Source organism: Pseudomonas sp. H1h (genome assembly GCF_000633255.1).
Taxonomy (GTDB): Bacteria; Pseudomonadota; Gammaproteobacteria; order Pseudomonadales; family Pseudomonadaceae; genus Aquipseudomonas.
Genome location: NZ_AYMJ01000024.1, coordinates 1 through 24,121 on the forward strand (window position 1 = coordinate 1; position 24,121 = coordinate 24,121).

At 57.7% G+C, this 24,121-nt stretch carries 21 protein-coding genes; 9 read left to right on the forward strand and 12 right to left on the reverse strand.

Annotated elements, in window-relative coordinates; all coding sequences use genetic code 11:
• Positions 1–830 precede the first annotated feature (830 nt).
• Entirely contained in the window at positions 831–1,529 is a 699-nt protein-coding gene (locus U862_RS0120315) for an alpha/beta hydrolase (protein WP_025112095.1), read from the forward strand.
• Between the two features lie 27 nt (positions 1,530–1,556).
• Here U862_RS0120315 and U862_RS0120320 read toward each other — a convergent pair whose 3' ends face one another.
• Both U862_RS0120320 and U862_RS0120325 read right to left on the reverse strand, forming a co-directional pair.
• Complete coding sequence (locus U862_RS0120320; protein WP_025112096.1) at positions 1,557–2,576, reverse strand: AraC family transcriptional regulator; 1,020 nt, start codon at positions 2,574–2,576, stop codon at positions 1,557–1,559.
• A gap of 90 nt (positions 2,577–2,666) precedes the next feature.
• Positions 2,667–3,362 carry an SDR family NAD(P)-dependent oxidoreductase gene (locus tag U862_RS0120325; protein ID WP_025112097.1) on the reverse strand — a complete coding sequence of 232 codons (696 nt, stop codon included), beginning with the start codon at positions 3,360–3,362 and terminating at the stop codon, positions 2,667–2,669.
• Positions 3,363–3,839: 477 nt separating this feature from the next.
• Here U862_RS0120325 and U862_RS0120330 point away from each other — a divergent pair, with 477 nt between their 5' ends.
• Positions 3,840–5,345, forward strand: coding sequence for a sensor domain-containing diguanylate cyclase (locus U862_RS0120330; RefSeq protein ID WP_025112098.1), 1,506 nt, complete (start codon positions 3,840–3,842; stop codon positions 5,343–5,345).
• Between the two features lie 205 nt (positions 5,346–5,550).
• Complete coding sequence (locus U862_RS0120335; protein WP_025112099.1) at positions 5,551–6,957, forward strand: amino acid permease; 1,407 nt, start codon at positions 5,551–5,553, stop codon at positions 6,955–6,957.
• Positions 6,958–6,969: 12 nt separating this feature from the next.
• On the opposite strand, the gene U862_RS0120340 is transcribed toward U862_RS0120335, so the two are convergent.
• Positions 6,970–7,902: an AraC family transcriptional regulator gene (locus tag U862_RS0120340; protein ID WP_025112100.1), complete on the reverse strand. Its 933-nt coding sequence runs from the start codon at positions 7,900–7,902 to the stop codon at positions 6,970–6,972.
• A gap of 174 nt (positions 7,903–8,076) precedes the next feature.
• On the opposite strand from U862_RS0120340, the gene U862_RS0120345 reads away from it, so the two are divergent.
• Entirely contained in the window at positions 8,077–9,126 is a 1,050-nt protein-coding gene (locus U862_RS0120345; RefSeq protein ID WP_025112101.1) for an NAD(P)-dependent alcohol dehydrogenase, read from the forward strand.
• A gap of 55 nt (positions 9,127–9,181) precedes the next feature.
• A complete protein-coding gene (locus tag U862_RS0120350) occupies positions 9,182–10,423 on the forward strand; it encodes an MFS transporter (RefSeq protein ID WP_025112102.1) in 1,242 nt (413 codons plus the stop codon).
• On the opposite strand, the gene U862_RS0120355 is transcribed toward U862_RS0120350, so the two are convergent.
• On the reverse strand, positions 10,400–10,978 hold the full coding sequence (locus U862_RS0120355; protein ID WP_025112103.1) for a DUF4337 domain-containing protein: 579 nt from the start codon (positions 10,976–10,978) through the stop codon (positions 10,400–10,402). The two genes, U862_RS0120350 and U862_RS0120355, sit on opposite strands and share 24 nt — an antisense overlap.
• A gap of 129 nt (positions 10,979–11,107) precedes the next feature.
• Between U862_RS0120355 and U862_RS0120360 the strand changes: the two genes are divergently transcribed.
• Positions 11,108–11,329, forward strand: a complete 222-nt coding sequence (locus U862_RS0120360) for a hypothetical protein (RefSeq protein WP_025112104.1) — start codon at positions 11,108–11,110, stop codon at positions 11,327–11,329.
• 669 nt (positions 11,330–11,998) lie between these two features.
• On the opposite strand, the gene U862_RS0120370 is transcribed toward U862_RS0120360, so the two are convergent.
• Both U862_RS0120370 and U862_RS0120375 read right to left on the reverse strand, forming a co-directional pair.
• Positions 11,999–12,400, reverse strand: coding sequence for a hypothetical protein (locus U862_RS0120370; RefSeq protein WP_025112105.1), 402 nt, complete (start codon positions 12,398–12,400; stop codon positions 11,999–12,001).
• 255 nt (positions 12,401–12,655) lie between these two features.
• Positions 12,656–13,195, reverse strand: coding sequence for a GAF domain-containing protein (locus tag U862_RS0120375; protein WP_025112106.1), 540 nt, complete (start codon positions 13,193–13,195; stop codon positions 12,656–12,658).
• Positions 13,196–13,561: 366 nt separating this feature from the next.
• On the opposite strand from U862_RS0120375, the gene U862_RS0120380 reads away from it, so the two are divergent.
• Complete coding sequence (locus tag U862_RS0120380) at positions 13,562–13,792, forward strand: hypothetical protein (protein ID WP_025112107.1); 231 nt, start codon at positions 13,562–13,564, stop codon at positions 13,790–13,792.
• On the opposite strand, the gene U862_RS0120385 is transcribed toward U862_RS0120380, so the two are convergent.
• Positions 13,793–14,473: an SOS response-associated peptidase family protein gene (locus U862_RS0120385; protein ID WP_025112108.1), complete on the reverse strand. Its 681-nt coding sequence runs from the start codon at positions 14,471–14,473 to the stop codon at positions 13,793–13,795.
• A 135-nt stretch (positions 14,474–14,608) separates the two neighbouring features.
• Positions 14,609–14,851 (reverse strand): hypothetical protein, encoded by a 243-nt coding sequence (locus U862_RS0120390; protein WP_049828026.1) that lies wholly within the window; start codon positions 14,849–14,851, stop codon positions 14,609–14,611.
• A gap of 789 nt (positions 14,852–15,640) precedes the next feature.
• On the opposite strand from U862_RS0120390, the gene U862_RS0120400 reads away from it, so the two are divergent.
• Together U862_RS0120400 and U862_RS0120405 are read left to right on the forward strand one after the other, a co-directional pair.
• On the forward strand, positions 15,641–16,090 hold the full coding sequence (locus tag U862_RS0120400) for a hypothetical protein (protein ID WP_157836080.1): 450 nt from the start codon (positions 15,641–15,643) through the stop codon (positions 16,088–16,090).
• A gap of 186 nt (positions 16,091–16,276) precedes the next feature.
• Complete coding sequence (locus U862_RS0120405; RefSeq protein ID WP_025112111.1) at positions 16,277–17,161, forward strand: serine hydrolase; 885 nt, start codon at positions 16,277–16,279, stop codon at positions 17,159–17,161.
• Positions 17,162–17,180: 19 nt separating this feature from the next.
• Here the strand turns inward: U862_RS0120405 and U862_RS29745 are convergent.
• The 4 genes from U862_RS29745 to U862_RS0120430 form a co-directional block, all read right to left on the reverse strand.
• A protein-coding gene (locus U862_RS29745; RefSeq protein WP_115675185.1) for an IS3 family transposase occupies positions 17,181–18,343 on the reverse strand; the annotation gives its coding sequence in 2 pieces (ribosomal slippage) (positions 17,181–18,088 and positions 18,088–18,343; 1,164 coding nt in all).
• 110 nt (positions 18,344–18,453) lie between these two features.
• The gene (locus U862_RS0120420) at positions 18,454–18,675 is read right to left on the reverse strand and encodes a hypothetical protein (RefSeq protein ID WP_025112114.1); all 222 of its coding nucleotides are present in this window, start codon (positions 18,673–18,675) and stop codon (positions 18,454–18,456) included.
• A 2-nt stretch (positions 18,676–18,677) separates the two neighbouring features.
• Complete coding sequence (locus U862_RS0120425) at positions 18,678–23,552, reverse strand: RHS repeat-associated core domain-containing protein (protein WP_025112115.1); 4,875 nt, start codon at positions 23,550–23,552, stop codon at positions 18,678–18,680.
• Positions 23,552–24,121 (reverse strand): DUF4123 domain-containing protein (locus U862_RS0120430; protein WP_025112116.1); only part of this gene is annotated, 570 nt, incomplete at its 5' end. The genes U862_RS0120430 and U862_RS0120425, both read right to left, overlap by 1 nt.

A 24,121-nucleotide genomic window follows, 5' to 3' on the forward strand; every position in this document is an offset into this window, starting at 1 on the left:
CGCCGGCCCATGTGGGAGCGGGCTTGCTCGCGAAAGCGGGGTGTCAGTCAGCATATGCAGTGGCTGATATGGCCTCTTCGCGAGCAGGCTCGCTCCCACAATTTTAATTGGGTGGTGTCAGGGGCACTGGCGCCGCTCCCACAATTTTAATTGGGTGGTGTCAGGGCCTCTGGCACCGCGCCGGCCCATGTGGGAGCGAGCCTGCTCGCGAAGGCGGAGTGTCAGTCAGCATATGCAGTGCCTGATGTGGCCTCTTCGCGAGCAAGCCCGCTCCCACAATTTTAATTGGGTGGTGCCAGGGTCACTGGCACCGCGCCGGCCCATGTGGGAGCGAGCCTGCTCGCGAAGGCGGGGTGTCAGTCAGCATATGCAGTGCCTGATGTGGCCTCTTCGCGAGCAAGCCCGCTCCCACAATTTTAATTGGGTGGTGTCAGGGGCACTGGCGCCGCGCCGGCCCATGTGGGAGCGAGCCTGCTCGCGAAGGCGGGGTGTCAGTCAGCATATGCAGTGGCTGATATGGCCTCTTCGCGAGCAAGCCCGCTCCCACAATTTTAATTGGGTGGTGTCAGGGGCACTGGCGCCGCGCCGGCCCATGTGGGAGCGCGCCTGCTCGCGAAAGCGGTGGGTCAGTCAGCATATGCAGTGCCTGATGTGGCCTCTTCGCGAGCAAGCCCGCTCCCACAATTTTGATTGGGTGGTGTCGGGGCCTCTGGCGCAGCGCCGGCCTATGGTTGTGTCGTGCTCAAGTCCTTGGTGGCCCAACTCGTGAATCGGTTCCATACTCCTGCGGCGGTTTGGCAAACATCTTCGATCCTGACAGGAGCAAGGCCATGAGCAATAAACCGACGATCGTGCTGGTACACGGTTTCTGGGGCGGCGCGGCGCATTGGGGCCACGTCATTGTCGAGCTGACGCGCAAGGGCTACACGGACATCCGGGCGGTGGAGATGCCACTGACTTCGCTGGCCGACGATGCCGAGCGCACCCGCAAGATGATTGCGCAACAGCCCGGGCCGGTGCTGCTGGTCGGGCACTCATACGGTGGGGCGGTGATCACCGAGGCCGGTAATCAGCCCAACGTCGTCGGTCTGGTGTACATCGCCGCGTTCGCCCCGGACGCCGGTGAAAGCCCGGGCGGCCTGACTCAGCAACATCTGCCGCAAGCTGCACCGAACCTGGAACCGGACAGCGACGGTTTTCTGTGGCTCAAGGCTGACAAGTTTCATGAAAGCTTCTGCCAGGACCTGCCGGCCGATGAAGCGCTGGTCATGGCGGTCACCCAGAAAGCGCCGGTGGCCAGCACCTTTGGCGATCCGATCAGCAACCCTGCGTGGAAAAACAAGCCGAGCTGGTATCAGATCTCCAGTCAGGATCACATGATCCACCCGGACAACCAGAAGATGATGTCGGCGCGCCTCGGTGCGAAGAAGGTCATCACGCTGGAGGCCAGTCATGCTTCGCTGGCGTCACGCGCGGCCGAGGTGGCGGCGTTGATCGATGAGGCGGCGACGTCAGCGTCGAGCGCCTGATATTCAGGCGCGGAACACGTAAGCGGCTTATCTGGCCCGCAGCAACTTACGGTAATCCACCGGCGAGATCCCGCGGGCCTGACGGAAGGAATGACTGAAAGAACTGGCCTGCGAGTAGCCCAGCATCAGGGCGATGTTCATGATGCTGGTCTCGGTGCGACGCAGGTAATGGTCGGCCAGTTCCATGCGCATGGTTTCCAGTACCTGATTGAAGTTTTCGCCTTCCGCCGCGAGTTTGCGCTGCAAGGTACGCGGCGAAATCGCCAGCTGCCGGGCCAGGCTTTTCAGGCTGAAATCGCCGGTCGGCAACTGTTCGGTGAGCAGGGCACGCAAACGGTCGGTCACGGAAAACGCCGGGTATGACAGACACAACTGCCAGTCGGCTTCCAGCAGCATGCTGCGATGCATGCGCGGGTCGGCGCCCTGGATCCGCGCCGAGAGTGTCGACTCGGCAAACACCAGCGCGTTGCTCCCGGCCTCGAATTGCACCGGGCAGCCAAAAAAATGCTCATACAACGCCGGTTCGCCGACAGCGGCATGCATCATTCGCACCTCCAGCATCGGTTGGTTGCTGGCGATCAACCAGCGGCCGAACGCCGCCCAGCCAACCATCAGGGCTTCCTGATGCAGGGCGCAATAAGGTTCCAGTTCATTGGTGCGCTGATCTTCGAGGGTCACGCGGCCGTCGCCGATGACGATCCGGGTCTGACTGGAAGGGCTGTCGTAGACGATCTTGCCGAAGCGCAAAATCATGTTCAGCGACTCACCCAGTGTCGCGCTGGTCATCAGCACATAACCCAGCACGCCGTAGGTGCCGGGGCGTACGGCCGCGCCGACCAGCAGGCCGAAATGCGTCAGGTTGCTGCTGCGCGCCGCCAGTTCCAGCAGGGCACGCAGCTGCTTCATGGGAATGCGCACGATGGAGTCGGACAACTGCTCGCGTGAGAGTCCGGTCTGGTGCAACAGCCAATCGCCATCGCAGCCGTGTTGTTCGGCGACATCAAGGACGTGGTTGACGAAGGCAGCGCTGGAGGTGGCGGGTCGCATGGGGGGAGGGGAAGTCCGGTAATCCGGTGATCTTGCTTTTCCGAAAGGTGAAGGAAGCGACGTCGCCAAGGCGCGCGGCGTCAGTAGACCCTACATGCGCCCGATCACCGGGATGCCGGTACCGGTGACCGCCGAAGCTTGTTCCGAGATCAGAAACAGAATGACCGCCGCCAGTTGGGCCGGGGTGACCCAGCGCTGATGCTCGGCGTCGGGCATGGCCTCACGATTTTGCGGGGTGTCGAGGATGCTGGGCAGCACGGCATTGACGGTGATGCTCATGTCCTTGAGCTCTTCGGCCAGGCTTTCGGTCAGGCGCAGTACGCTGGATTTCGACGCGGCATAGGCGCCCATGCCCAGCCCGGCTTTCGCGGCCATGCTCGCACCGATATTGACGATGCGCCCCGCCGAGGACTGCAGCAGCAACGGCAGCAGGGCCTTGCTGGCGTTCAATGCGGTTCGAAGGTTCAGCGTGTAGAGCCGATCCCAGGCGTCTATCGCCCCTCCGAGCAGCGGCTCCCACGCATAGCCGCCGGCGCCATTGACCAGCGCATCGAGTCGGCCGAAATAGCGGTTGATCTGCCGGGCGACCTCCTGGCAATCGGCGAGAGACGCCAGATCAATGCCGGACAGGACCAGTCGATTGTGCGAACTGGGCAGCGCAATCGTCGCCTGATCGATCAGCACCAGATCCGCGCCCTGGGCCGCCGCCATGTCCGCCAGGGTCTCGCCGAGATTCCCCAGGGCGCCGGTAATCGCCACAACGCGCCGTGAGAGTGACTGAGTCATCGAGAGTCCTTTCCTTTTTAAGGGCGCATACTCTAATGATATCGGTCGCCCATGGCATGCTTTTGGATGTCAACTTGTTGTGCAAAAGTGCCAAAATTTCAGGCTTGGAGAAACCCGCGTAAAAGGTCGTGAAACAGGCGTCAGAAAGTTGGCTGTGGGCGGGGGCGCAGACCTGGGAAAGTGCCGTTTCATCGCGTATGAGCGGAATCCGCCGATTGTCGATTTCAGCTCCAGTCTGATGTTGAAAGCCTGATGATGGTTTGCTCTGGCATGCTTGTCACTGTTGCGCCAAGAGCGAAACTGCGCGCTTGAAATCCCGGACTCGGCTCGTGCGGGCCAGGCGTTGCAAAGCAGAAATACGCTGCATAATCCGTTGCTGCTTGTATCCTTGTTCACCACAAGGACAGGCGGCTGCCGCCTTTGAGTCGATCCACTAGTCGCTGGAACGGAAAACCGGACTTTCCAATAGGTAGTAATGTGAAGCGTGATACCCGCCTCGTGGTGCTTTTGTTGTTGGTGATCGGTTGCTCCCTGGCGTCATTGACGGTGTGGAAGGTGTTGGCCTCTCGAGAACGGGCACTGGAAGAAGTCGATGTTCATGGCTTGAACCTGACCCAGGCGCTTGCGACTTACTCCGAAGGTATCGTCCGCCAGAGTTCACTGCTGTTGCTCGGACTCGTCGAACGCCTGGAAACCGAAGGCAGTGGCCAGGCACAGATCGAGCGGCTGAGCGCCTTGGTCGACCGCCAACAGCCGTTGATGCCCCAGCTCAGTGGCGTCACCATCTACGATAATCAGGGACGCTGGCTGATGTCTTCCAATCGGCCGATTCCCGCCGGGGCGAGCAGCCGCGATCGCGTCTATTTCATCCATCATCGCGACGATCCATCCCGTGAGACCTTTATCGGTCCGCCAATTCAGAGCCGCTCCAATCAGGAGTGGGTGATTACCGTCAGCCGCCGTTTCAACGATGCTCACGGCGCGTTTGCCGGCGTGGTCGCGGTGACTTTGGGCGTCGAGAACTTCCTGCGCCTGTTTGGCAAGATCGACGTCGGGCAGGACGGCGCCATCGGCTTGTCCTATACCGATGGCACGTTGCTGGTGCGCTATCCGTTTCGAGAGCAGGACATGGGGCGCAACTTTTCCAGGTCGCCGATTTATGCGAAGTATCTCGTTGATCGATCGGTCGGCACGGCGTCGTTTACCTCCAGCCTGGATGGTGTTGAGCGGCTCTACGCTTTCCGCAAGAGTGATCGGCTGCCGCTGATAACCACTGTCGCACTCGGCAAGCGTGAGGCCCTCGCTGCCTGGCGCATGGAGGCATGGCTGTCGGCCGTCGTGGTGACGGGGCTGCTGGGGCTGACCGGCCTGATCGGCTGGTTCCTGATCCTGGACATCCGTCGGCGCACCAGGGCGGAAGATCAGTTGCGCGGGACGCAGCAGCAGTTGCTGTCATCCAATCGCCAGCTTGAGTTGCTGGCGATGAAGGACGCCCTGACGGGGCTGGCGAATCGGCGCTGCTTTGACCAGAGCCTCGCCATGGAGGCACGGCGTGCACAAAGGGATGGTACGACGCTGGCCTTGCTGATGATCGATATCGACTACTTCAAGCTGTACAACGATTCGTTCGGACATGTTGCCGGCGATGCCTGTCTGCAGACCATTGGCAGAATCCTTGAGGCGTGTGTGCGGCGACCGTCAGATCTGCTCGCTCGTTACGGTGGCGAGGAGATGGGCGTCATCATGCCGGACACCGACAGTGGCGGCGCCGCAGTGGTGGCGCAGCTCATCCTCGACCGCCTGAAGCAAGAGAACATTGCGCACAACGCCAGTCCGTTCGGACGGCTGAGTGTGAGTATCGGGATCGCGACGGGCACAGGCCCGCAACTGGATCGTCTGCAAGGGTTGATCGAGGTGGCCGATCAGGCGCTGTACAACGCCAAGGCGCAGGGACGTGACCGGTTTGTGCGGGGGAATGGCTGACCTGCGTTTCCGGCGAACCCCGGCGCAGCGTCAAGTCAGCTGTCCTGCGCAGGATTGAGCGCAGCGCAGCATGTCGAAATCAGGCACGACGATGCCGCTCACGGGCCATTTTCGATCAGCGCCTGCCACGTAAGGTGACACATCGTTTCGTCGCCACCCTCAGTCAGTACGCCCGAACGTCGATCACCAGAGAACAACAAAAACAATGAATAGCCTGAACTCGAAGGACTCGAACGGTCAGTTGGCGCAGGGTTTCAAGCCGCGCCACGTCACCATGTTGTCAATTGCCGGGATCATCGGCGCAGGATTGTTCGTAGGCTCCGGACACGCCATCGCCGCGGCGGGGCCGGCCGTCATGCTGGCCTATCTGTGTTCTGGTCTGCTGGTGGTACTGGTCATGCGCATGCTCGGCGAAATGGCCGTGGCGCACCCGGACACCGGGTCTTTTTCCACCTATGCCGACCAGGCGATCGGTCGCTGGGCCGGGTTCACCATCGGCTGGCTCTACTGGTGGTTCTGGGTGTTGGTCATCCCCATCGAGGCGCTTGCTGCAGGCCACATCCTCAACCAGTGGTTTCCCCAGGTCGATGCCTGGCTGTTCGCATTGTTGTCGATCGTGCTGCTGGTGATCACCAACCTGTTCAGTGTGTCCAAGTACGGCGAGTTCGAATTCTGGTTCGCGCTGGCCAAGGTCGTGGCGATCATCGGCTTCATCGGTCTTGGCTTCGCGGTACTGATGGGCTGGTTGCCTGAGCATCAAGCCAGTGGGGTGAGCCAACTGATGGAGCAACACGGCGGGTTTGCACCCAATGGCTTGTCCGCGGTGGTCGGGGCCTTCATCACCATCATGTTCAGTTTCATCGGTACGGAAGCGGTGACCATCGCGGCGGCGGAATCGAGCAATCCCGCACAGAACATCGCCAAGGCCACGCGCTCGGTGATCTGGCGCATCAGCGTGTTCTACCTGTTGTCGATTTTCGTGGTCATTTCCGTTGTGCCCTGGAACGACCCCTTGCTGGCCTCCGTTGGCTCCTACCAGCGCGCGCTGGAGCTGATGAGCATTCCTCACGCGAAGTCCATGGTCGATGTCGTCGTGCTGATCGCGGTTGCCAGTTGCATGAACTCGTCGATCTACATCTCGTCGCGGATGCTGTTCTCGCTGGGACGCCGTGGCGATGCGCCGCGCGCCTTGAAGGTGACATCGCCGGCCGGCGTGCCAAGGGCCGCCGTGATCGCCAGCACGGTCATAGGCGCCGGGGTGACGCTGTTCAGCTACTTCATGCCCGCCGGCCTGTTCCAGTTCCTGCTCGCCAGCTCCGGCGCCATCGCGTTGCTGGTGTATCTGGTGATCGCGATATCGCAGTTACGCATGCGCCGGATGCTGCTCCGTCGCAATGTCCAATTGGCCTTCCGGATGTGGCTGTTTCCCTGGCTGACCTATCTGGTCATCGCGTTTATCTGCGCCGCCCTGGCGGTGATGATGTTCACACCCGACCACCGGCTCGAGGTGACCTCGACCATTGGCCTGGCGTTGCTGATTTCCTTTATCGGGATAATCATTGCGCGTCAGCATGGCGCGCCCGGACCGGGGGTGGCGGTGGGGGAGGTCTAGCCATTGACTCGTTCAGTTCGCTACTGCACCGGGCGCTTCTGCCTCAAATGGCTGCCCGCGTAACAGGGCAATGTCACGGCTCGGCGCGGTGCCGAACAGGCGGCCATATTCACGGCTGAATTGCGAAGGGCTTTCGTAGCCGACTGCAAACGCTGCCCGCGAGACGTCCAGATGCTCAGTCAGCATAAGCCGACGGGCCTCGTTCAGCCGCAGCCATTTCTGATATTGCAAAGGGCTCATGCCGGTGAGTTGGCGGAAATGATGGTGGAAGGTCGGCGGGCTCATCTGCACCCGCGCCGCCAGCTCTTCGATGCGCAGCACCTCGGTGTAGTTGACCTTGAGCCAGTCGATGGCTTTGGCGATGCGATAACCCTGGCCATCCACGGCAATGATTTGCCGCAGCCGCGCGCCTTGATCGGTATTGAGCAGTCGATAGTGGATTTCCCGCAGGATCAACGGCGCCAGCACCGGGATCGCCTCGGGCTCATCGAGCAATGTCAGCAGGCGATCAAGGGCGTCTTCGAGGGCGGGCGAGAGGCTGCCAATGCCCGCGCCTGTGCTCATCGAAGGATGGCGCCTGGCGGGCAAACCGCCCTTGCTGAGGGCCTCGGCGAGCATGCCGACATCCAGTTTCAGCACCAGCCCGACACAGGGCTGATCTGGACTGGCAAGCATCACCTCGGAGTTGGCGGGCAAGTCCAGTGAGGTGACCAGAAACCGCGACGGGTCGTAGCTGTAGCCCTCGCCACCGACCCACAAGCGTTTTTCACCACGGCCCACCAGAATCAGGCTCGGCTCGACCATACACACTGCCGGGGGCGCCGGCTGATCGCGACGAAACAGCGACAGCCCGGGTATGGCTGTGGCGAAGTCACCCGGCACGCTCACGCGCGGGTCAATGTTCAACGCCAACGGTGATTCATGGCGCAGGGGGCTATCGATCATGTGGGGTCACTCCTGTTGATCGAACTCTAATCCGCTGCCGAGGCCTTTCCTATCCATCGCCCTGCTTCCTCAGAGGATCAGGCAAGCATTCAAGAGGAATGCACTAGGGCAGAGGCGGATCGACCGGGAGAATGTGTCGGGCTGTTACAGGAAAGCCCTTATAGGAGAGTCCCTATGCAAGTCTTCGCTTATGGCGCCCATGCCGGCGATAAACCGCTTGAACCTCTGCGCATCACGCGTCGCGATACCGGCCCGGAAGATGTACAGATCGAGATTGCCTATTGCGGTATCTGCCACTCGGACCTGCACCAGGTGCGCGCCGAATGGGCAGGCACGCAATACCCTTGTGTGCCCGGCCATGAAATCGTCGGTCGTGTCACCGCGGTAGGCCAAAAGGTCAGCGGGTTCACCCCGGGCGATCTGGTCGGCGTGGGCTGCATCGTCGACAGCTGCAAGCATTGCGAAGAGTGTGCCGAAGGCCTCGAGAACTACTGCGACGGCATGATCGGCACCTACAACTTCCCGACCCCGGATGCCCCGGGCTGGACCCTCGGTGGCTACTCGCAGGCGATCGTTGTGCACCAGCGCTACGCACTGCGTATTCGTCATCCCGAAGCGCAGTTGGCTGCCGTTGCGCCGCTGCTGTGCGCGGGCATCACCACCTGGTCGCCGCTGCGGCACTGGAACGCTGGCCCCGGCAAGAAAGTCGGCGTGGTGGGCGTCGGTGGCCTCGGTCACATGGGCATCAAACTGGCCCATGCGCTGGGCGCGCATGTGGTGGCGTTCACCACCTCGGAATCGAAGCGTGAAGCAGCGAAAAGCCTGGGTGCCGATGAAGTGGTGGTCTCAAGCGATGCGCAGCAAATGGCCGCGCACCTGAAAAGCTTTGACCTGATCATCAACACCGTCGCCGCGCCGCACGACCTCGATGCCTTGCTGGTCCTGCTCAAGCGTGACGGCGTGATGACTCTGGTGGGCGCGCCGGCTTCGCCGCACCCATCGCCCAACGTGTTCAATCTGATCATGAAGCGTCGCACCCTGGCCGGATCGATGATCGGCGGCATCCCGCAAACCCAGGAGATGCTCGATTTCTGCGCCGAACACGGCATCGTTTCGGATATCGAGTTGATCCGCGCCGAGCAGATCAATGAGGCATACGAGCGCATGCTCAAAGGTGACGTCAAATACCGGTTCGTGATCGACAACGCGACGCTGGCGCAGTGAAAAACAGCGCGTCCGGGCAATCGCCCGGACGCCTCTCGTACCCCAGGTAGTTCCAATGACCTCTCTTTCCACAGAAAAGCGCGGCTGGAGCGCTGTGCTGGCCATGTCGTTGGCCGCATTCGCCCTGGTCGCCTCGGAATTCATGCCCGTCAGCCTGCTGACGCCCATTGCCGCAGAACTGCACATCAGCGAAGGCCAGGCCGGGCAGGGGATTGCCGTCTCCGGTGCCTTCGCCTTGTTCACCAGCCTGGCGATTGCCGCGGTCGCCGCGCGCGTTGAGCGCAAGAAGCTGCTGCTGTGCCTGACCTTGCTGATGATCGTGTCTGGCACGGTGGTCGCGTTCGCGCCGGGCTACCCGTCATTCATGTTTGGACGGGCCTTGATCGGCATCGCCATCGGCGGTTTCTGGTCATTGTCGGCGGCGACCGCCATGCGTCTGGTGCCGCCCGATCAGGTGTCCCGGGCGCTGGCCATCGTCAATGGCGGTAACGCGCTGGCGACAGTCATCGCCGCGCCGGCGGGTAGCTTCCTCGGCTCGCTGATAGGCTGGCGCGGGGCATTTTTCTGTGTGGTTCCCGTTGCGGCGATTGCGGCCGTGTGGCTGCTGATAAGCCTTCCATCTTTCAAGAACGAGCGCCAGGCGGGGAGCGGCAATGTCCTGCGTCTGATGAAGCGCTTGCCAGTCGCATTGGGCATGATCGCCGTCAGCGTATTTTTCATGGGGCAGTTCATGCTGTTCACCTACCTGCGCCCATTTCTTGAGGGGGTCACTGGCGTCGGCGTTTCGACGTTGTCCTTGATGCTGCTGGGACTGGGCCTTGCCGGTTTCATCGGCACTTTCCTGATCGAACGATTCATCGCCAAAGGCCTCTATCGCACGCTGACGGTGATCCCGCTGATTATGGCGATCATCGCACTGGCGCTGGTGAACGTCGGCGCCTCGCCATTGCTCACTGCAGCGCTGCTTGGCCTCTGGGGACTGGTCGCTACGGCGGCACCGGTCGGCTGGTGGACATGGCTGGCGCAGACGCTTGCGCAAGATGCTGAGGCCGGCGGAGGGTTGCTGGTGGCCATCGTGCAACTGGCGATCGCCGCAGGCGCAATCGTTGGTGGCCTGGCATTTGATCTGAGTGGTTACAAAGCCACATTCGAGCTTAGCGCAACGGTGCTGGTTGTTGCGTCTGTGCTTGCCTGGCTGGCGGGGCGCACTGCGCAAAGAGATGCCGGTCATGCCCACCGCATCAACCCTGCCGAGCGGGGTCAGACTCAACGATCAAATATGCAGCCAGGCCAGTGAACCCAACATGACCCCCAAACCCGCAGCCCCAAAAGACACGCGTCTGAGCCATTCCTTGCGCGTCAGCAAGGTGATGGCCGCCAGTGAAATGGCGATCTGAATCGCGGTCATCGCCTGGGCCCAGCGGTGGTGCTGATGCAGCATCTGCTCCGATTTCTCGTCCCATTCGTGCGCCTGTTGTTCAAGGGCTTCGGCCTTCTTGCGCGCTTGCTCTTTCTGCTCTCCGTAGCGCTGCACCTCGGCAACATAATGGGCGGAGTCCAGCCCCGGCAGATGGCTGGCCAGCTCCGACAGGTTCTGCCGGCTGGACTTGGCCTGGTAGTAATTCCATTCGTTGGCGGCTTCGGTCTTCTGGATCGCGGCGTTGTTCTTGTCCATCGCCGCCTCACTTTCCGTCGAGCCGGCCTGATAGCTCATCAAGGCACCGACAGTCGCCATGATCGCCGTCATGACTGCGATCTTGCTGGCAAAGCGATCGCCTTGTGCATGGGCATGGTGGGTAGTGTGTTCAATATGTTGTTCGTGAGGGCTTGGTACTTCGAACTCTTCAGGCATGGCTGTCGAACTTTGATGAGGGAGTCGGGAGGGGCGGCATTATGAGTGGTGGCTGGTTATTTAGACACAGGTGAGTGCTCGGGTCTGGTCTACAGTTGACGCGTGCGCTACCGGATGTGGAGAACGTGAATGTTCAACAAATATCCCGAACAGAAGGAGAGCCGAAGAGTATTTGGGGCACTTGGAGCAGCGTTCCTGGTGTTGGGGATATTTTTGATTGCCATCGAGGGAACAGGCGGTGTTCTTTTCACTGTCATGGGGAGCGTTCTGATGCTGCTAGTGCTGCTTTCGAATGAAAAGACGTATGCGAAGGTGCTGCGTGTTCTGGGTTGGTTCGACGGGCTTTCGTGAGTGGGCTCTGCGAGTGACGGTGCACTTGGGCATCGTCGGTTTCATCCGATGGTGCCGCTGGGCGCGAAGGGGAGTGCATTCGGGTGGCGTCGGCCGGTCATGTGCATGCTCAGCTTGTGATTGGCCGTGCGCAGCGTTTCATCAATGCGCGCCTGCATCCTCTATGACTTCCACGAAAGGGGTGCCTGTCCTGGTTGCGGTGGCAAATACCCCAAAAAATGACAGTAGGAGGCTGGCCCCCGTGATTACTATTGCCCAGTCATTTTTGTTCAATAGAAAAACGAGCGGAAACGCTATGGCAACGCCACAGACTCCGATCCGGAAAATTATCCCGCCAAACCGAAGTCTACGATGCAGTGTCACGTGCCAGCGTAAAGGCGCTCCACAAGAAATGCACGGGACGACGGGAAACTCCCCCCAAAAAGGCGTCATGCGCCGTTGCGCTGCTCGACTCAATATTGAGGAACAGGATGGACATGCAAGTAGTAACGAGCTTTGCATGGAAAGAACGCCTCGAAGGTAGGTACCACCCTGAGTTTAGTAGGTGAATTGAGTGACTGATTTAGAGTGGTAGCTGAGCATTTCAAATGGCTGCTTTTGGCCGATTAAAGCCTGTCGCGAACGGCTGCTGTTGGCCAGAAGCGGTGCTTTGGGGGGCTCGACTCGAACCTACTTCGAAAACCCGTTCGCGCCGTCGTCGACCTCACACAAAATCCTCTCGAGCTCAGGCCGCGTCCATTTCTCCCAAGGAAATACGTCCTGGTCGTCGTCGCTGTGCCAATGTTCGCCTGCATCAAATGCCTGGTAGATAGAGAATGCCGGCTGGGGTATATCCGCGTGCATGGACAAGTCGACGATATCGCTGATGACAGTATTCATCACCTCATCACAGTAATGAAAATCGCGGGTGCCTGTAATAAACAGTCTTGCTACTGAGATCGCCAACTGATTCAAAAGATCGCGACTGTCGATCTGTAGGTGCTCACACATCACACCTAACTCGGTGTTTGGGGCACTTTCAATGACCGCAAGTACGTAATTAAGGTTGGCATCACTCAGACCTTTGCTCATGGGGTGAAAGTACTCTTCAATTCAGTTACACGATGGATTCAGGACAGGCTTGTCAGAAAATATATTGCCAGAGGTGCTGCCGAGCGTCCGGTTTGGGTCGAAATCGGTCAATCTGAGCTGCCTGCTGGCCGAAAACGGTCAGTCATGAGGGGCCCCACTTGAGTCGGTGCATGCTCATCGAATTACTGCCATCACCGAAACCGGCGATCAAGGGTTGAGCGTGTTGCAGGGGGCCGAGCGTTATAAGAACCCTCATTACTCCGTGACGCTTGTTCCGGCCTTACCGTAGCCGCTCCCCGCACTCGTCAGGTTCGCGTAAAAAATGCACCCGATAAGTCTCGCGAATAGGCCTAATGTGTCCGCGAGATCCGGGTCATCAAACAAGACTGCCCGAGAATCCAAAGCACATAGCGCTCCCCACAGCTGTCCATCGGGAAGGAAAATAGGTGCTCCTGCGTAACTTTCAATCAAATATTGCTTCACAACTAATCGCGCAGAAAATCTGGCATTTTGACTGACCTGGGGAATGAAAAGTACTTGAGGATCCCTTCGGAATTCGCTGCAAAGCGTTGTTTCCAACTCCAAGGTATCCCCGGCGCTTATCCCTAGGCCTAGCGGATCGTAGGCGGAGCAAACTATCCATTCTGCTTCGGTGAATTTTGCGATTGCGGCAAAACGCGTCCCCGTCATCCGAGTGACGAGTTGCAGAATATTTGTGGTCGCCTCGATTTCAGCGATGGAGGAGCGCTCCTCCGCGCTGAGCGCTGCTCTGTGAATCGTGTCGCTAAGAGGCATACGTTCTTCTCCCGGTGATAAAAATTGCCAAGCAGCCATTGTTTTGCGTACTAAAAGTTAGCGTTATGATTCTAATCAAGTTTGAATCGTTCAATGGGTCGGATTCTAATGGCTGTGATAGGAAAAGATGATTTGCGCGAATCTCAAGGTGCCATTCAGCCAGCGCATTCCAGCCGTTCTGTCTGACCGGCAGGAAGCTGATCGGCGGTCTCGATTTTCCATCCTTAATCGAATGGAATTAATTTTCAGACTTTGAGCCCCATGAACATACGTTTGCAGGATTGGAGGTTCTTTCGTCCTTCGTCTGGATCGCGCTTGTGTTTACGGTGATTTATTGGATATCGCATTAAGGTGATGGGGGCTGATGTGGAAGGCGTAGTGCTGAGCGAAAAAATGCAGCGGGAAGCAGATCGACTGCTGGCGCAAATTGTCCGGGCCGACTCGATGATCATCGCTGTGAAGGCAGGGGCACGGGCGGACGGTTTCGTGCTTGGACTGGAAACCGGTGGTGCTTTGCGTGCCGACGATGCTGAAAAGCTGTACACCATTTTTGAAGCCGCGCTGGTGGAGCGTCTTAAAACTCTGTCGAAGCGCTGATCAATCGACCGGCTTGATCAGCTCCGGGCCTTGATTCCGGACGTTCCCCACGGCCCGGTCAACCTTGTACCATTCGAACGTCTCTGTCGGCTCGCCCTGGTGCAGCACCATCTGTTCGGCGCGCTCTTTCGGGGTGGCCGGGTCCAACCATTCCCGGGCGAGCTCGGGCGATAGCACCACGGGCCGGCGATCGTGAATATCGACCATGCCGCCGGCGCTGTCCGCGGTGATGATCACAAAGCCGTCATGCTCGCTTGGCGCGTGCTCCTCGTTCGGGTATTGGCCGATGGCGGCGCAGAGAATCGGCGACTGGTCCCGATGCCTGATCAGGTAGGGCTGCTTTCTCGGTTCTCCTTCGTCGACCCACTCGAACCAGTTGTTGATCGCGATGACCGCCCGGTGCGGCCAGATCGCCCGGAAGAACGGGCCATGGGCGACTTTCTCGACCCTGGCATTGATCGGCGCGGCGCGATCCTTGGCCCAGTGTGGTCGCCATCCCCACCGGATCATGTCGGCGTGCAGAAACTGGCCGTCCAGGTGGAAGAGGGCAAGCTGAGTGGTCGGCGCGGCGTTGTACTGCTCGATGGGCTGATCCCCGGTCGAGTTGACAAGTGCATTCGGCATGCTCAGCGCCGCCACGAAGTCGTGAATGCCGCTGTACTGGGAGAGTCGTCCGCACATCGACTGATTCCTCAAAGTGAACCCTGAGCCTAGCCCTCAGCTGTTCCTCTCGCGAGCTTCCCTCAGTAGGCGCTGATTCTCAAGGAGGAGGTGGTCACGCTGATCGGACACAACCTGTCCGAGTAGCTCTCCTCGTTAGCTTTGGAGTCGCGCAGCATCAGCGGAGGATTTCTTGAGTGCGGCTTCTGCTTTGGCTTTGCCAGCAGACAATTCATCGTTCATCTCGACCAGCTTGAATATGCGCTCTCTGGCTTGGCGCAGTTGCAGGTTCAGTTCCTCGAACTCATTTTCGTAAAGGGCGAGCTGCTGCCGGCAGGTTTCGAGCGGCGTCGGGCAGCCGAGCCAGTCGTCGGTGTTTTCGATGTCGGAGGGATCCACAGAAGCGCCTTGCTCTTATACGGTGATCGAGGCAGCAAAAGCGGGCTAGGGTTATGCAACGAGCTGTAATGAGCGGCTGCTTTCGGCCAGAAGCTGACATTTGCGAGCTGATAAGTGTCACCGTTCGCAGTGGCTGCTTTTCCGCAACTGCGAAATTAAAGCTTCGAGTGGCGATGCTTCTGTTAACTCTGAGGATACAACGTCGCCGCCACGAGCAATGACGTCCAAGGTTGTATCCTGGAACGTAACCACCCAATGCCTCGCGCCCAATGTCCGCCAGTAGTTCGTTTCTTCAGTGCCTGTCAGTTCGTTGAAAGAGTACGGCTGCAAGCCGCTCGCCACGTAGCGATGGCGCCCCAAGCCCTGATCATTGATGGGGGCCAGACGATGGTCTATAAGCCCCGTAAACCTCACAACGGCAAGCGTTTCGTTTCCCGGCCGGAAGTATGCCACCCAGAGGCTAGCTGACGCTGCCAGTATCGCGGGTGATTCAGGAGTACCCAACTCGGGAGCGATGCACCAGATTGAGGATGTGACGTTTTGCATTTTTCCTATCACCTTAAGGCCAGAGCCAGGAGGGGTTTTCAGCAAGGGAATACTAAGCTTTTTTGCGACGTTTTCTAACTCTCGCGAAAGGCTGAAATCGGCCAGGAGCGGACGAGCCCCTCGCGGGTAATTCCAGTCGTACAGATGTGTCCCGCAAATCAGAAATATTTTTATTCCTCAAGAAGTAGCTTTTGATTACGGTCTACGCTCGACACATGGGTTGAAAAAGGGGCGCGCCAAAAAATGACAGGTAAAATAGATGCGATGCTTTACATCACAGAGAGCAACTTTACTAGGAAAATCCTATTGCTTTCGAAGCTGACGAGTAAAGCGCGACTTGAACTAGTGATTTGGCTTTACCCAGAATCGAGCGCCGAAAGTATAATTGGCTTTCACGCCGACTCTCCAACCAAAGTCAATGCTTTGCCGGTTACAACTTACCCGAGCCACATTGTCGGTAGATGCACTCAGCGACTTCAAATCACCGATGACTTAATTAAAATTATTGCCCTTAATGAAAGTGATTTTATTGGCGAGTGTGACAGCTTGTGCGTTTATCACCCCGACAAGGTCGAATGGGAAGTAGGCGTTATATTCCACGAAGGAGTTATCTTAATTAAGGATAGCTCTCTATTCGTTAACTTAGAGGCTCTTAATTTCAAGATTTCACCACACGCTCCATCTTGGTGGTGAACCACCGTTCGCTTCGAAACAGGTCAGGAAGCCAATGTTGACCTACTGGTGCCAGTCGCGACAGGCAGAAAACTGCCAATAGCAGTCGTTCAGGTCGGTACAGACGCCTGACTTTATACTCTGGAAAAACGCGTGGTTGAGTTATCTTGTCGAGCTGCCTATTCGCTCAGCACTCCAAGGAAGCCAATGCTCAGTTCACTCATATCAAATGGTCAGCCACAAACGACTGACCGATTAGAACTGATGATCCCTTGGTGGAGTTTTACGAAAACAGTATTGGCTGCAACAGCCCTGTCGTTGGTTCGTGATGGACTCATCGGGCTGGACGAGCAAATTCCTGAACAGCTTTTCACGTTACGTCAATTACTGCGGCATGAGGCGGGTCTGGCCGATTACGGCGAACTTGCGGAGTATCACGCCGCTGTCAGGAATAATGTGTCGGCCTGGTCGGTAGATGACATGATGCGGCGCCTTGACGGCACCAGACTTCGATACTGTCCCGGAGCCGGTTGGCATTACTCGAATGTTGGCTACTTGCTCATCGGCAGGCTAATTGAACGGCTAACTGATCTGACGTTTGATGAAGCAGTGATTCAACGAACACTTTCCCCACTTGGCCTTTCGAACGTTCGCTTTGCTAAAACGCGAGCAGACTTTCAAACGACCCATCTTGGAGACGCCTCAAATTATGACCCTGCTTGGGTTTATCACGGCCTGCTGATCGGCCCAATTTCGCAAGCAGCGCTATTTCTGGATCGACTCCTCTGCGCAGACCTGCTTCCTACAGGCTTGCTGCAGGAAATGCAGGTAGCGCGAATATTAGGCGGCCCGATTCCCGGGCGCCCATGGATCACGCCGGGTTACGGCCTTGGTGTGATGCAGGGAGCGATTGACGGCGGATTTACCCTCTGCGGGCACACGGGCTGCGGGCCAAACAGTGTAATTGCTGTCTACCGTATTTGCGATGGAGACGCATCGGCTTGTTGCGCTGTTTTCGAGACGGACGCCAGTGATGGCGCAGTCGAAACCAAAGTTGTTGGACAGCTGATGCAAGCTTTGCAGAGTGGCTGAAAGAAGGCATCTGTAGTGGTCAACTAATCCCGGACACGACGTTAAGTTTTTTCTCAGCCTGAGCTGGGGCCAGTCCGTTGTTGAATTGGTGCGGTCTAATCCAGTTGTACCGATGCATCAGGTAATGACTGATGTCGCGGTGCGCTTCTTGAGCTGTCATGTAGCCCACGGTCGGTATCCATTCAGTTTTCAAGCTGCGAAACACACGCTCCATCGGCGCATTATCCCAACAGTTTCCACGACGGCTCATGCTTTGGCGCATGCGGTAACGCCAGAGCCGTTGGCGAAACTGACGGCTGCCATATTGCGAGCCCTGATGCGAGTGAAACATTAGCCCTTGAGGCCTGCCACGCTGCTCGTAAGCCATGTCCAACGCCTTGATGACCAGATCCGCATCCGGCTTGTTTGACAGCGCCCAGCCCACAATCCGGCGTGCGTAGAGATCCAGAACGACTGCCAGGTAATGCCATTTCCCTTGAGCCCAGATGTAGGTGATGTCGCCACACCAGACCTGGTTGGGTGCCGGAACATCAAACTCTCGATTCAAGATATTCGGAATGTCAGGCCGCTCGACCGTCGCTTGTTTGTAGGCATGTGATCCAGGTTGTTTGCTGACTAGCGCCAGTGCCCGCATCAGGCCTCGCACCTTAAACCGCCCGATCTGCTCGCCGTCTTCCTGCATCATCGACACGATACTGCGGCTACCGGCAGCGCTTCGACTTTGCGTGAAAAGTTCGTTGACCCGACTGCGCAAACGAAGCCGCTCAACGTCGGGATTTCGGCGCCTGAGGCGGTGGGCGTAGTAACACGAACGAGTGACATCAAAGACTGCGCAAAGCCAATCGACCGGCTCTTGGGTACTTAACTGATCAATCAGCGTGTGCGCTCGTGCTCTTCCGACATCAAGAGCGCGGTAGCCTTTTTTAAAATGGATTTCTCCCGCTCAAGACGAGCAATACGCGCTTCCAGTTCTTGGACTTTCTGCTGCTCAGGCGTCAGCGCTTTGCTCTGCGGAGTAACGCCGCTGCGCTCCTGCTGGAGTTGGTTAACCCAGCGACGCAACGCGGACTCGACCACTCCAAGCGAACGGCTGGCTTCGGTATGGCTATAGCCTTGATCGAGCACGAGGCCTGCGGCCTCGCGTTTGAATTCAGCGGAAAAGGAACGACGTTGTTTGGTCATCAGACACCTCTATCTGGCGAGCATTCTCGCCTAAATGGGTGTCCGGTTTCATTAGACCACTACAAACAGAACCTCCTTCCTGGACGGCAGTCCTCAGGGCGGAGGGTGCTTCATCCATACATGTACAAAAGGTCGTCGATCAGCTCAAGCTCCTGCTTTGTGTACTGGACCTTGTTGTACCGTCTAATGTCCTCGAGCACACCTCTGATCGGAACTTGCCGCGAAGGGTCCTGTACAATTTCGATCAGACGGTCGTAATCCGGATCTCTTCCCTTGAGGTATTTTTCAATCAGTTCTTTGAGCGCTATGCGCGCCTCTAGATCGGTCAGCACTGTTACTTCTCCGGCAAGATGGTGACTTCATCCGCTTTAATGATGGTGGTGGTACCCGGTTTCGGAATGAGTTGTCGCGCACCACCCGTACCGTAGTCAGGGTACGCTTTGGTGAACGGTTCCAGATTCGGACCCTTACCACCGAGCTCATACGGCACTGTAACGGTTGGCTCGCCATCCTTATAGAGCTGCAGTGTGTCGAACTTCAATCGCAGGCGACCATCACTCCACGCCGGGTCGGGATCAGCAGGAGTGACATGCTTTGGCGCTCGCATCTGCAATGCTTCTGTAGCAGCGTCTCCAGTCTCAAATTTGTCGAACCCAAAATAGGATAGTCGTGCGTCGCCGGTGTTGATCGTGTTCTGCGCGTGAGTGTTTACTGTTCCGTCAGCGTTTTTGTAGCCCATGTATCGATATGCCGTCGAAGGTAATGTCGAGTCCGGTCCGGATGGGCCAACGTAAAAATCTGGCTTCGACTCGACGACCGCCGGTGGAGTGACGTCTCCAGTCTTTACGCTGGAGTCTGCAGGAGTAGGGGTAGTGTTCGGAGAAGATGATCCTCCAGGCTTGGGGCAGTTCGCAGCGGGCTTCAGTGGTGCTTTTTTCGCAACACCAGAAATCGCTTTAGTAATCGCCCTGAACATTAGTCCGAGCGGGTCTACCCAGCCGGTAGGGTTGGGGGCGTACTGGTAATTGTTTAGGCCACCTGCAAGCTTTACCGGGTCGGGGGTTAGAAATCGTCCTGTGCTCGGGCTGTAGTACCGATGGCGGTTGTAATGAAGTCCGCTCTCTGCGTCGAAATACTGGCCTTGAAACCGTAGCGGGTTGTCGATCTCCGCGACATCCAGCGTAGCCAGGTTGCCGTAGGCTCGATACTTGGCCGACCACATAATTGCGCCGCTGTAATCGGTGAGCTCCTGCGGCGTGCCCAAGTGATCGAGCTGGTAATAAAACGGCGTGGCTTTCAAAGGGCCTTCACCGTCGAGCATCGTCAAGGGGCGGAAGCTGTCTGGCTCATAGACATAGGTGCGATACCGACGTTCACCGCTCTCTACAATCAGCCGTTCGCCTTGCCAGAGGAATTCGGTGGTGTGGCCATCGACTGTTTTCTCGATACGTCGACCGAAGGCGTCGTACTTGTAGGTCGCGATACTGCCGCCGGGTAGGCTGACGCCGATCAAGCGATGCTGGCAGTCATAGCGGTATTCAGTGACGAGCTTCTGCACGGTACCGCGGCGCTCGCGAATCAGATTTCCGTAGGCGTCGTAGTCGTAGTGGCGGTCACCCTGCATCAGCAGGCGGTTGCCTTTGACGTTGGCAAGGTTGGCGGTGCCTTCGTTGTTCTGGCCCAGCAGATTGCCAGCTGGGTCGTGCGCGAAGCTCTCCGGTGTTGCTCCCCGAACACTGATCAAGCGATCAAGCGGATCGTAGTGGAAGTTACGGGCACCCTTTAGGCTGTCATTGATGCCTGCGAGGTTACCTGCCGCGTCGTAGTTATATCGGCGCTGCAGCACGATGCTGTCGCGTTGGCTAACGCTGTGAGCCTGCAAGCGCCCCTGATCGTCGTATTGATACTGACTCAACAGCAAGCCTTGCTGACGTTGCTGTTCACGACCAGCTTTGAACTGGTGAGATGTCAGGCGAGAACCGTTGAGGTCAATGCTGCTGAGATTGCCGCCGGGTAACCGGCGATAGTCGAGCTTGCTACCGTCCGGTAGACGGCAATGCTTTAGTTGGCCTACGTTGTCGTACTCGTAGCGCAGGGTGCCCCAACCCTGGTGCTCGGTAATCAGCCGATCTTGGGAGTCGTATTCATAAGCCAGTGGCCAATGACCGTCATCAACATTGACCAAGCGACCGAGTGCGTCATAGCTGTAGTGAACTTCCTCACCATCGGCCAATTTCTTCACAAGCAAGCGGCCAGCGGAGTCACGTTGGTATTCAGTGACCAGCTCGCTACCGTCGTCGCCGTACTCAGTTCTTTTCAGCAGGTTGCCATTCAGGTCATATTCGTAGGCAGTACGGCGACCATCAAATCCAGTTTCCTGCTGTATGAGCCCGTTTGAGTAATAGTTGAGCTGATAATGTTCGCCGCGCTCGTTTTCGATCTCAGTCAGCAGCAGGCGTGAGTTGTCGTAGCGATAGCGCAGCTCACTGCCGTCCGGGTTGATGCGGCGGCTGACAAGTTGCAGATTGTCGGCGTATTCGTAGCGTGTGATACGGCCTAGTTCATCGCGCTCGGCTGTGACCTTGCCGTAGGCGTTATAGGTATAAGTGCGGGTCGCACCGCCAGGCTGTGTGGTCTGCGTCAAACGGCCAGCCGCATCCCATTGGTAATGGGTGGTCGAGCCGTGTTCGTCCTGGCGGGTGATTTGACGACCCAGTGCGTCGTAGCGGTATTTACGACGACCATCATCGGGCAATGCTTCTTCGAGCAATTGACCCAGTCCATTCCAGGCGAGCTGATGCCGTCCGCCGTCTGGATGAACGATCTCCAGCACACGACCTTGGGCATCGTAGCTGTAGTGTGTTTCGTTGCCGTCAGGATCTGTCTGGCGGGTGATATCGCCTTGGCTATTTCGCTGGTATTTCCAGCTCGCTTTACCTCGGTGAATCTCACTCACAAGGCCATGTCGATATTCGTAGAACGTCGGCGCATCTTCAGGAGGAATAACAACGGAAAGCAGGCCAGCATCGTTGTAACGGTATTCGGTAATTGCTCCGAGAGGATCCTTTTCTGTAATCAGCCGACCTTTGTCGTCATAGGCCTTCTGAGTCTTAGCGCCGTCCGCAGCGGTCTCGCTGATGAGTCGCGCATTTTCGTCATGCACATAAACTTGCTCGCTACCATCAGCGTTTGTAACGGTAACCTTGCCGGCATCGTCCCAAGCGTACTGCGAGTCCATCTGCGAAAAACTAGCCCAGTGACGGATGCTGCGTGACGATTTGCCTTCGTTTTCCCACTCCCAGAAAAAGCTCGCACCACCGGCCAGTTGTCGTTCCAAAATGACGTGATGGTCGTTGTAACGGTAGTGTTCAGTTTCACCGGCAGCATTGGTGGCGCTGATGAGCTGGCCCTGTGCGTTATACCGATAGGTCACTAGCGTTTGAACGGTGATCCATGGCTCCTGCCGTTGACCCTGCTCCGTGTACTCAGCACGGCGCTGCTGATAATCCACGGCAACGATGTGACGATCTTCGTGGCGGACTAACAGGGAGCGTCCGGCGTTGTTGTCGATACGCTGGATTCGGTCAGCGAAGTCGTAACTTAGCTGTAACTGGTTGTTGTACGCGTCACTGATGGTGATCAAGCGTCCCGCACGGAAATGATAAAAGCGCGGATTCTGCCCGGCCTGCGTCAGGATGAGTTCGCCTGGTGTCGATCCCAGGTAGATGGCCGCTTTCGACAGGCTGTTGATGATGGCGGGGCGTTGCTGTGTCGGCATCGGAAAACGAGTGGTTCGGTTTTCGTTATCCGTCCACAGGACGCCTTCATCATCCAGATCCAGTCGGTGAGAAAGTGCGTGGCTCCAACCAAACCCAAGGCGGCTGTCGATCTCGACCGCACTGGTGCGATAGAGGCGCGTCCACTCAAACGGAAGCAGACCATCGAGTTGACCATCGGTAAGAGTCAGTAATTCTTCGCCCGTGACCATCGAGACAGGGCAGCCGTTGGTGCAAGTGTCTTGCGCCGGCGCCGCACTCTTGTCGTCAGGATTCTTCGATTGTTTCGAGGCGTCATCGGGACGCTTGCCGTGCTCAACTGTCGCATTACGTTTGCCATCAAAGCGTAGCTGCGCGACTCCTTTCTCTACACGAGTCGCCACTCCACGAGCTGCGACAGCGACGTATTTACCGACGTAACCCATGAAGCCCTTGATGATGCTGAATAACGACTTCACGAATCCGGTGACAGCTTTGACGATGATCTGGCCGTACTTCGCTAAACGTGCGGCCAGATAAAATAGCCCGGCGCCTTCGGCTGCTACGGTCAATACGACCGAAATCACGATGTCGATGAGAATTCCGATGACGGCTGCAGATGTCATCTTCGCCGTTTGGCCAGCCGCCTGCGTCGGTGGCAATGCTGAAACCCAGATTGAAGCGCAATGCACCATCAAGAACAGCGCGGCCTCGTCGCTGGCAAGCAACATGGCCTGTTTCATCACATCTGGCGCCTCTTTGGCCAGCTTGATCAGTTCCTCTGCACCGGCCCCTAAATCCTCTGCGAACTTTTTAGGGTTTTGAAGGATGTCCAAGGCCTTTGAGATGCCATCCCAAACGCCTTTGATAGCTTCCCATCCACCTTCGAGAATGCCGACCCCAATTGCCATCGCTTTGGCTGACGCACTCTGATTCGACCACTGCGGTTTGAAGCCTGCCCATTCTTTGCGCAGGAATCCTTCTAGATCGGCAGCTAAGCCGTCGTAGGATTTGAAGAGCGTGTCGATCTGCGCAGGCGTCACTTGATCGTGGACGTGGATCTTGTAGGATTTTCCAGGCTGTCCCTGAAAACTGCCTTTACCCTGTTTATCCAAGGTAATCGTCGACTTGGCGCCTCCATCCACGGCAATGATATCGACCTTGATATCGCCGATAGGGATGTCGAAAACCGATTCGAATTTGCTCTCAATCAGCAGTGGTCCTACAAGCGGGCACTTGGCGACGTATGAAAAATCTCCATCAGTCATGCTGACAGATTTGCTGGAGTCACCGGCCTTGATCACGCGCTCCATACCAAGAAGGGAGGGCATGTCTGCAGCTCGGCTGGCTTTGTCAGCAAGCTGTGCGTACCAGCTCTTGGTTTCCTCGCGGTACAGCTTGAGGCTGTTTTTGAAGGAGTCCAATTGGGTTTCGATAGTGGCAACGCGATCCATCAGCCTTGCTCCAGAATCAGGTGGTTTAACAGTGCTTCTTTAAGGTTTTTCGGCGCATCCGGGCGGCGCACGAAACGGCTGACTTTCAGCTTCAGGTTGTTCTCTGGCCAAGCGTTGTAAAGGTCCGGACGTTCTTCTTCGAGCCATTGCAGGAGATTGCCAATCAGTGTCGAAGGGTTTTCCTTGGTCAAACTGTCCAGCAACGGCTTCGGCACTTCCCACCACGGCCAATCCCGCACCTTCGGCAAAACCCGTGTCCCAACCTCCAGCGTTTGCCCGTTAATCAGATACCGCTCAAACACCGGCAGTACTTCCCCAGCCTTCTCCCCAAGCCCCTTCAGAATCGGGTAGATATGCCTGCCATCCCAGAACCGGAAAAACACCTCAGTCCCGTCCGGCATCTTCACCTGCGTCAGGCTGCGCAGATGCTCAAACACACCATTCGGTTCGGCGCGTGATACTGCAAGCCAACCCCAGTCGAGGGCGTCGGTTTCGGCGATCCATGGCAAGAATGGCGAGTTGGAAGTCAGCTCGGTAACGTAGGGCATCACCGGTTGCCAGGTGGAGTA

What these genes read in the sequence shown, in the direction of transcription:
- U862_RS0120315 (WP_025112095.1), top strand. Translation starts at nt 831, where the DNA reads ATGAGCAATAAACCGACGATCGTGCTGGTACACGGTTTCTGGGGCGGC.
- U862_RS0120320 (WP_025112096.1), bottom strand. Translation starts at nt 2,576, where the DNA reads ATGCGACCCGCCACCTCCAGCGCTGCCTTCGTCAACCACGTCCTTGAT.
- U862_RS0120325 (WP_025112097.1), bottom strand. Translation starts at nt 3,362, where the DNA reads ATGACTCAGTCACTCTCACGGCGCGTTGTGGCGATTACCGGCGCCCTG.
- U862_RS0120335 (WP_025112099.1), top strand. Translation starts at nt 5,551, where the DNA reads ATGAATAGCCTGAACTCGAAGGACTCGAACGGTCAGTTGGCGCAGGGT.
- U862_RS0120340 (WP_025112100.1), bottom strand. Translation starts at nt 7,902, where the DNA reads ATGATCGATAGCCCCCTGCGCCATGAATCACCGTTGGCGTTGAACATT.
- U862_RS0120345 (WP_025112101.1), top strand. Translation starts at nt 8,077, where the DNA reads ATGCAAGTCTTCGCTTATGGCGCCCATGCCGGCGATAAACCGCTTGAA.
- U862_RS0120350 (WP_025112102.1), top strand. Translation starts at nt 9,182, where the DNA reads ATGACCTCTCTTTCCACAGAAAAGCGCGGCTGGAGCGCTGTGCTGGCC.
- U862_RS0120355 (WP_025112103.1), bottom strand. Translation starts at nt 10,978, where the DNA reads ATGCCTGAAGAGTTCGAAGTACCAAGCCCTCACGAACAACATATTGAA.
- U862_RS0120360 (WP_025112104.1), top strand. Translation starts at nt 11,108, where the DNA reads ATGTTCAACAAATATCCCGAACAGAAGGAGAGCCGAAGAGTATTTGGG.
- U862_RS0120370 (WP_025112105.1), bottom strand. Translation starts at nt 12,400, where the DNA reads ATGAGCAAAGGTCTGAGTGATGCCAACCTTAATTACGTACTTGCGGTC.
- U862_RS0120375 (WP_025112106.1), bottom strand. Translation starts at nt 13,195, where the DNA reads ATGCCTCTTAGCGACACGATTCACAGAGCAGCGCTCAGCGCGGAGGAG.
- U862_RS0120385 (WP_025112108.1), bottom strand. Translation starts at nt 14,473, where the DNA reads ATGTGCGGACGACTCTCCCAGTACAGCGGCATTCACGACTTCGTGGCG.
- U862_RS0120400 (WP_157836080.1), top strand. Translation starts at nt 15,641, where the DNA reads ATGACAGGTAAAATAGATGCGATGCTTTACATCACAGAGAGCAACTTT.
- U862_RS0120405 (WP_025112111.1), top strand. Translation starts at nt 16,277, where the DNA reads ATGCTCAGTTCACTCATATCAAATGGTCAGCCACAAACGACTGACCGA.
- U862_RS0120425 (WP_025112115.1), bottom strand. Translation starts at nt 23,552, where the DNA reads ATGGATCGCGTTGCCACTATCGAAACCCAATTGGACTCCTTCAAAAAC.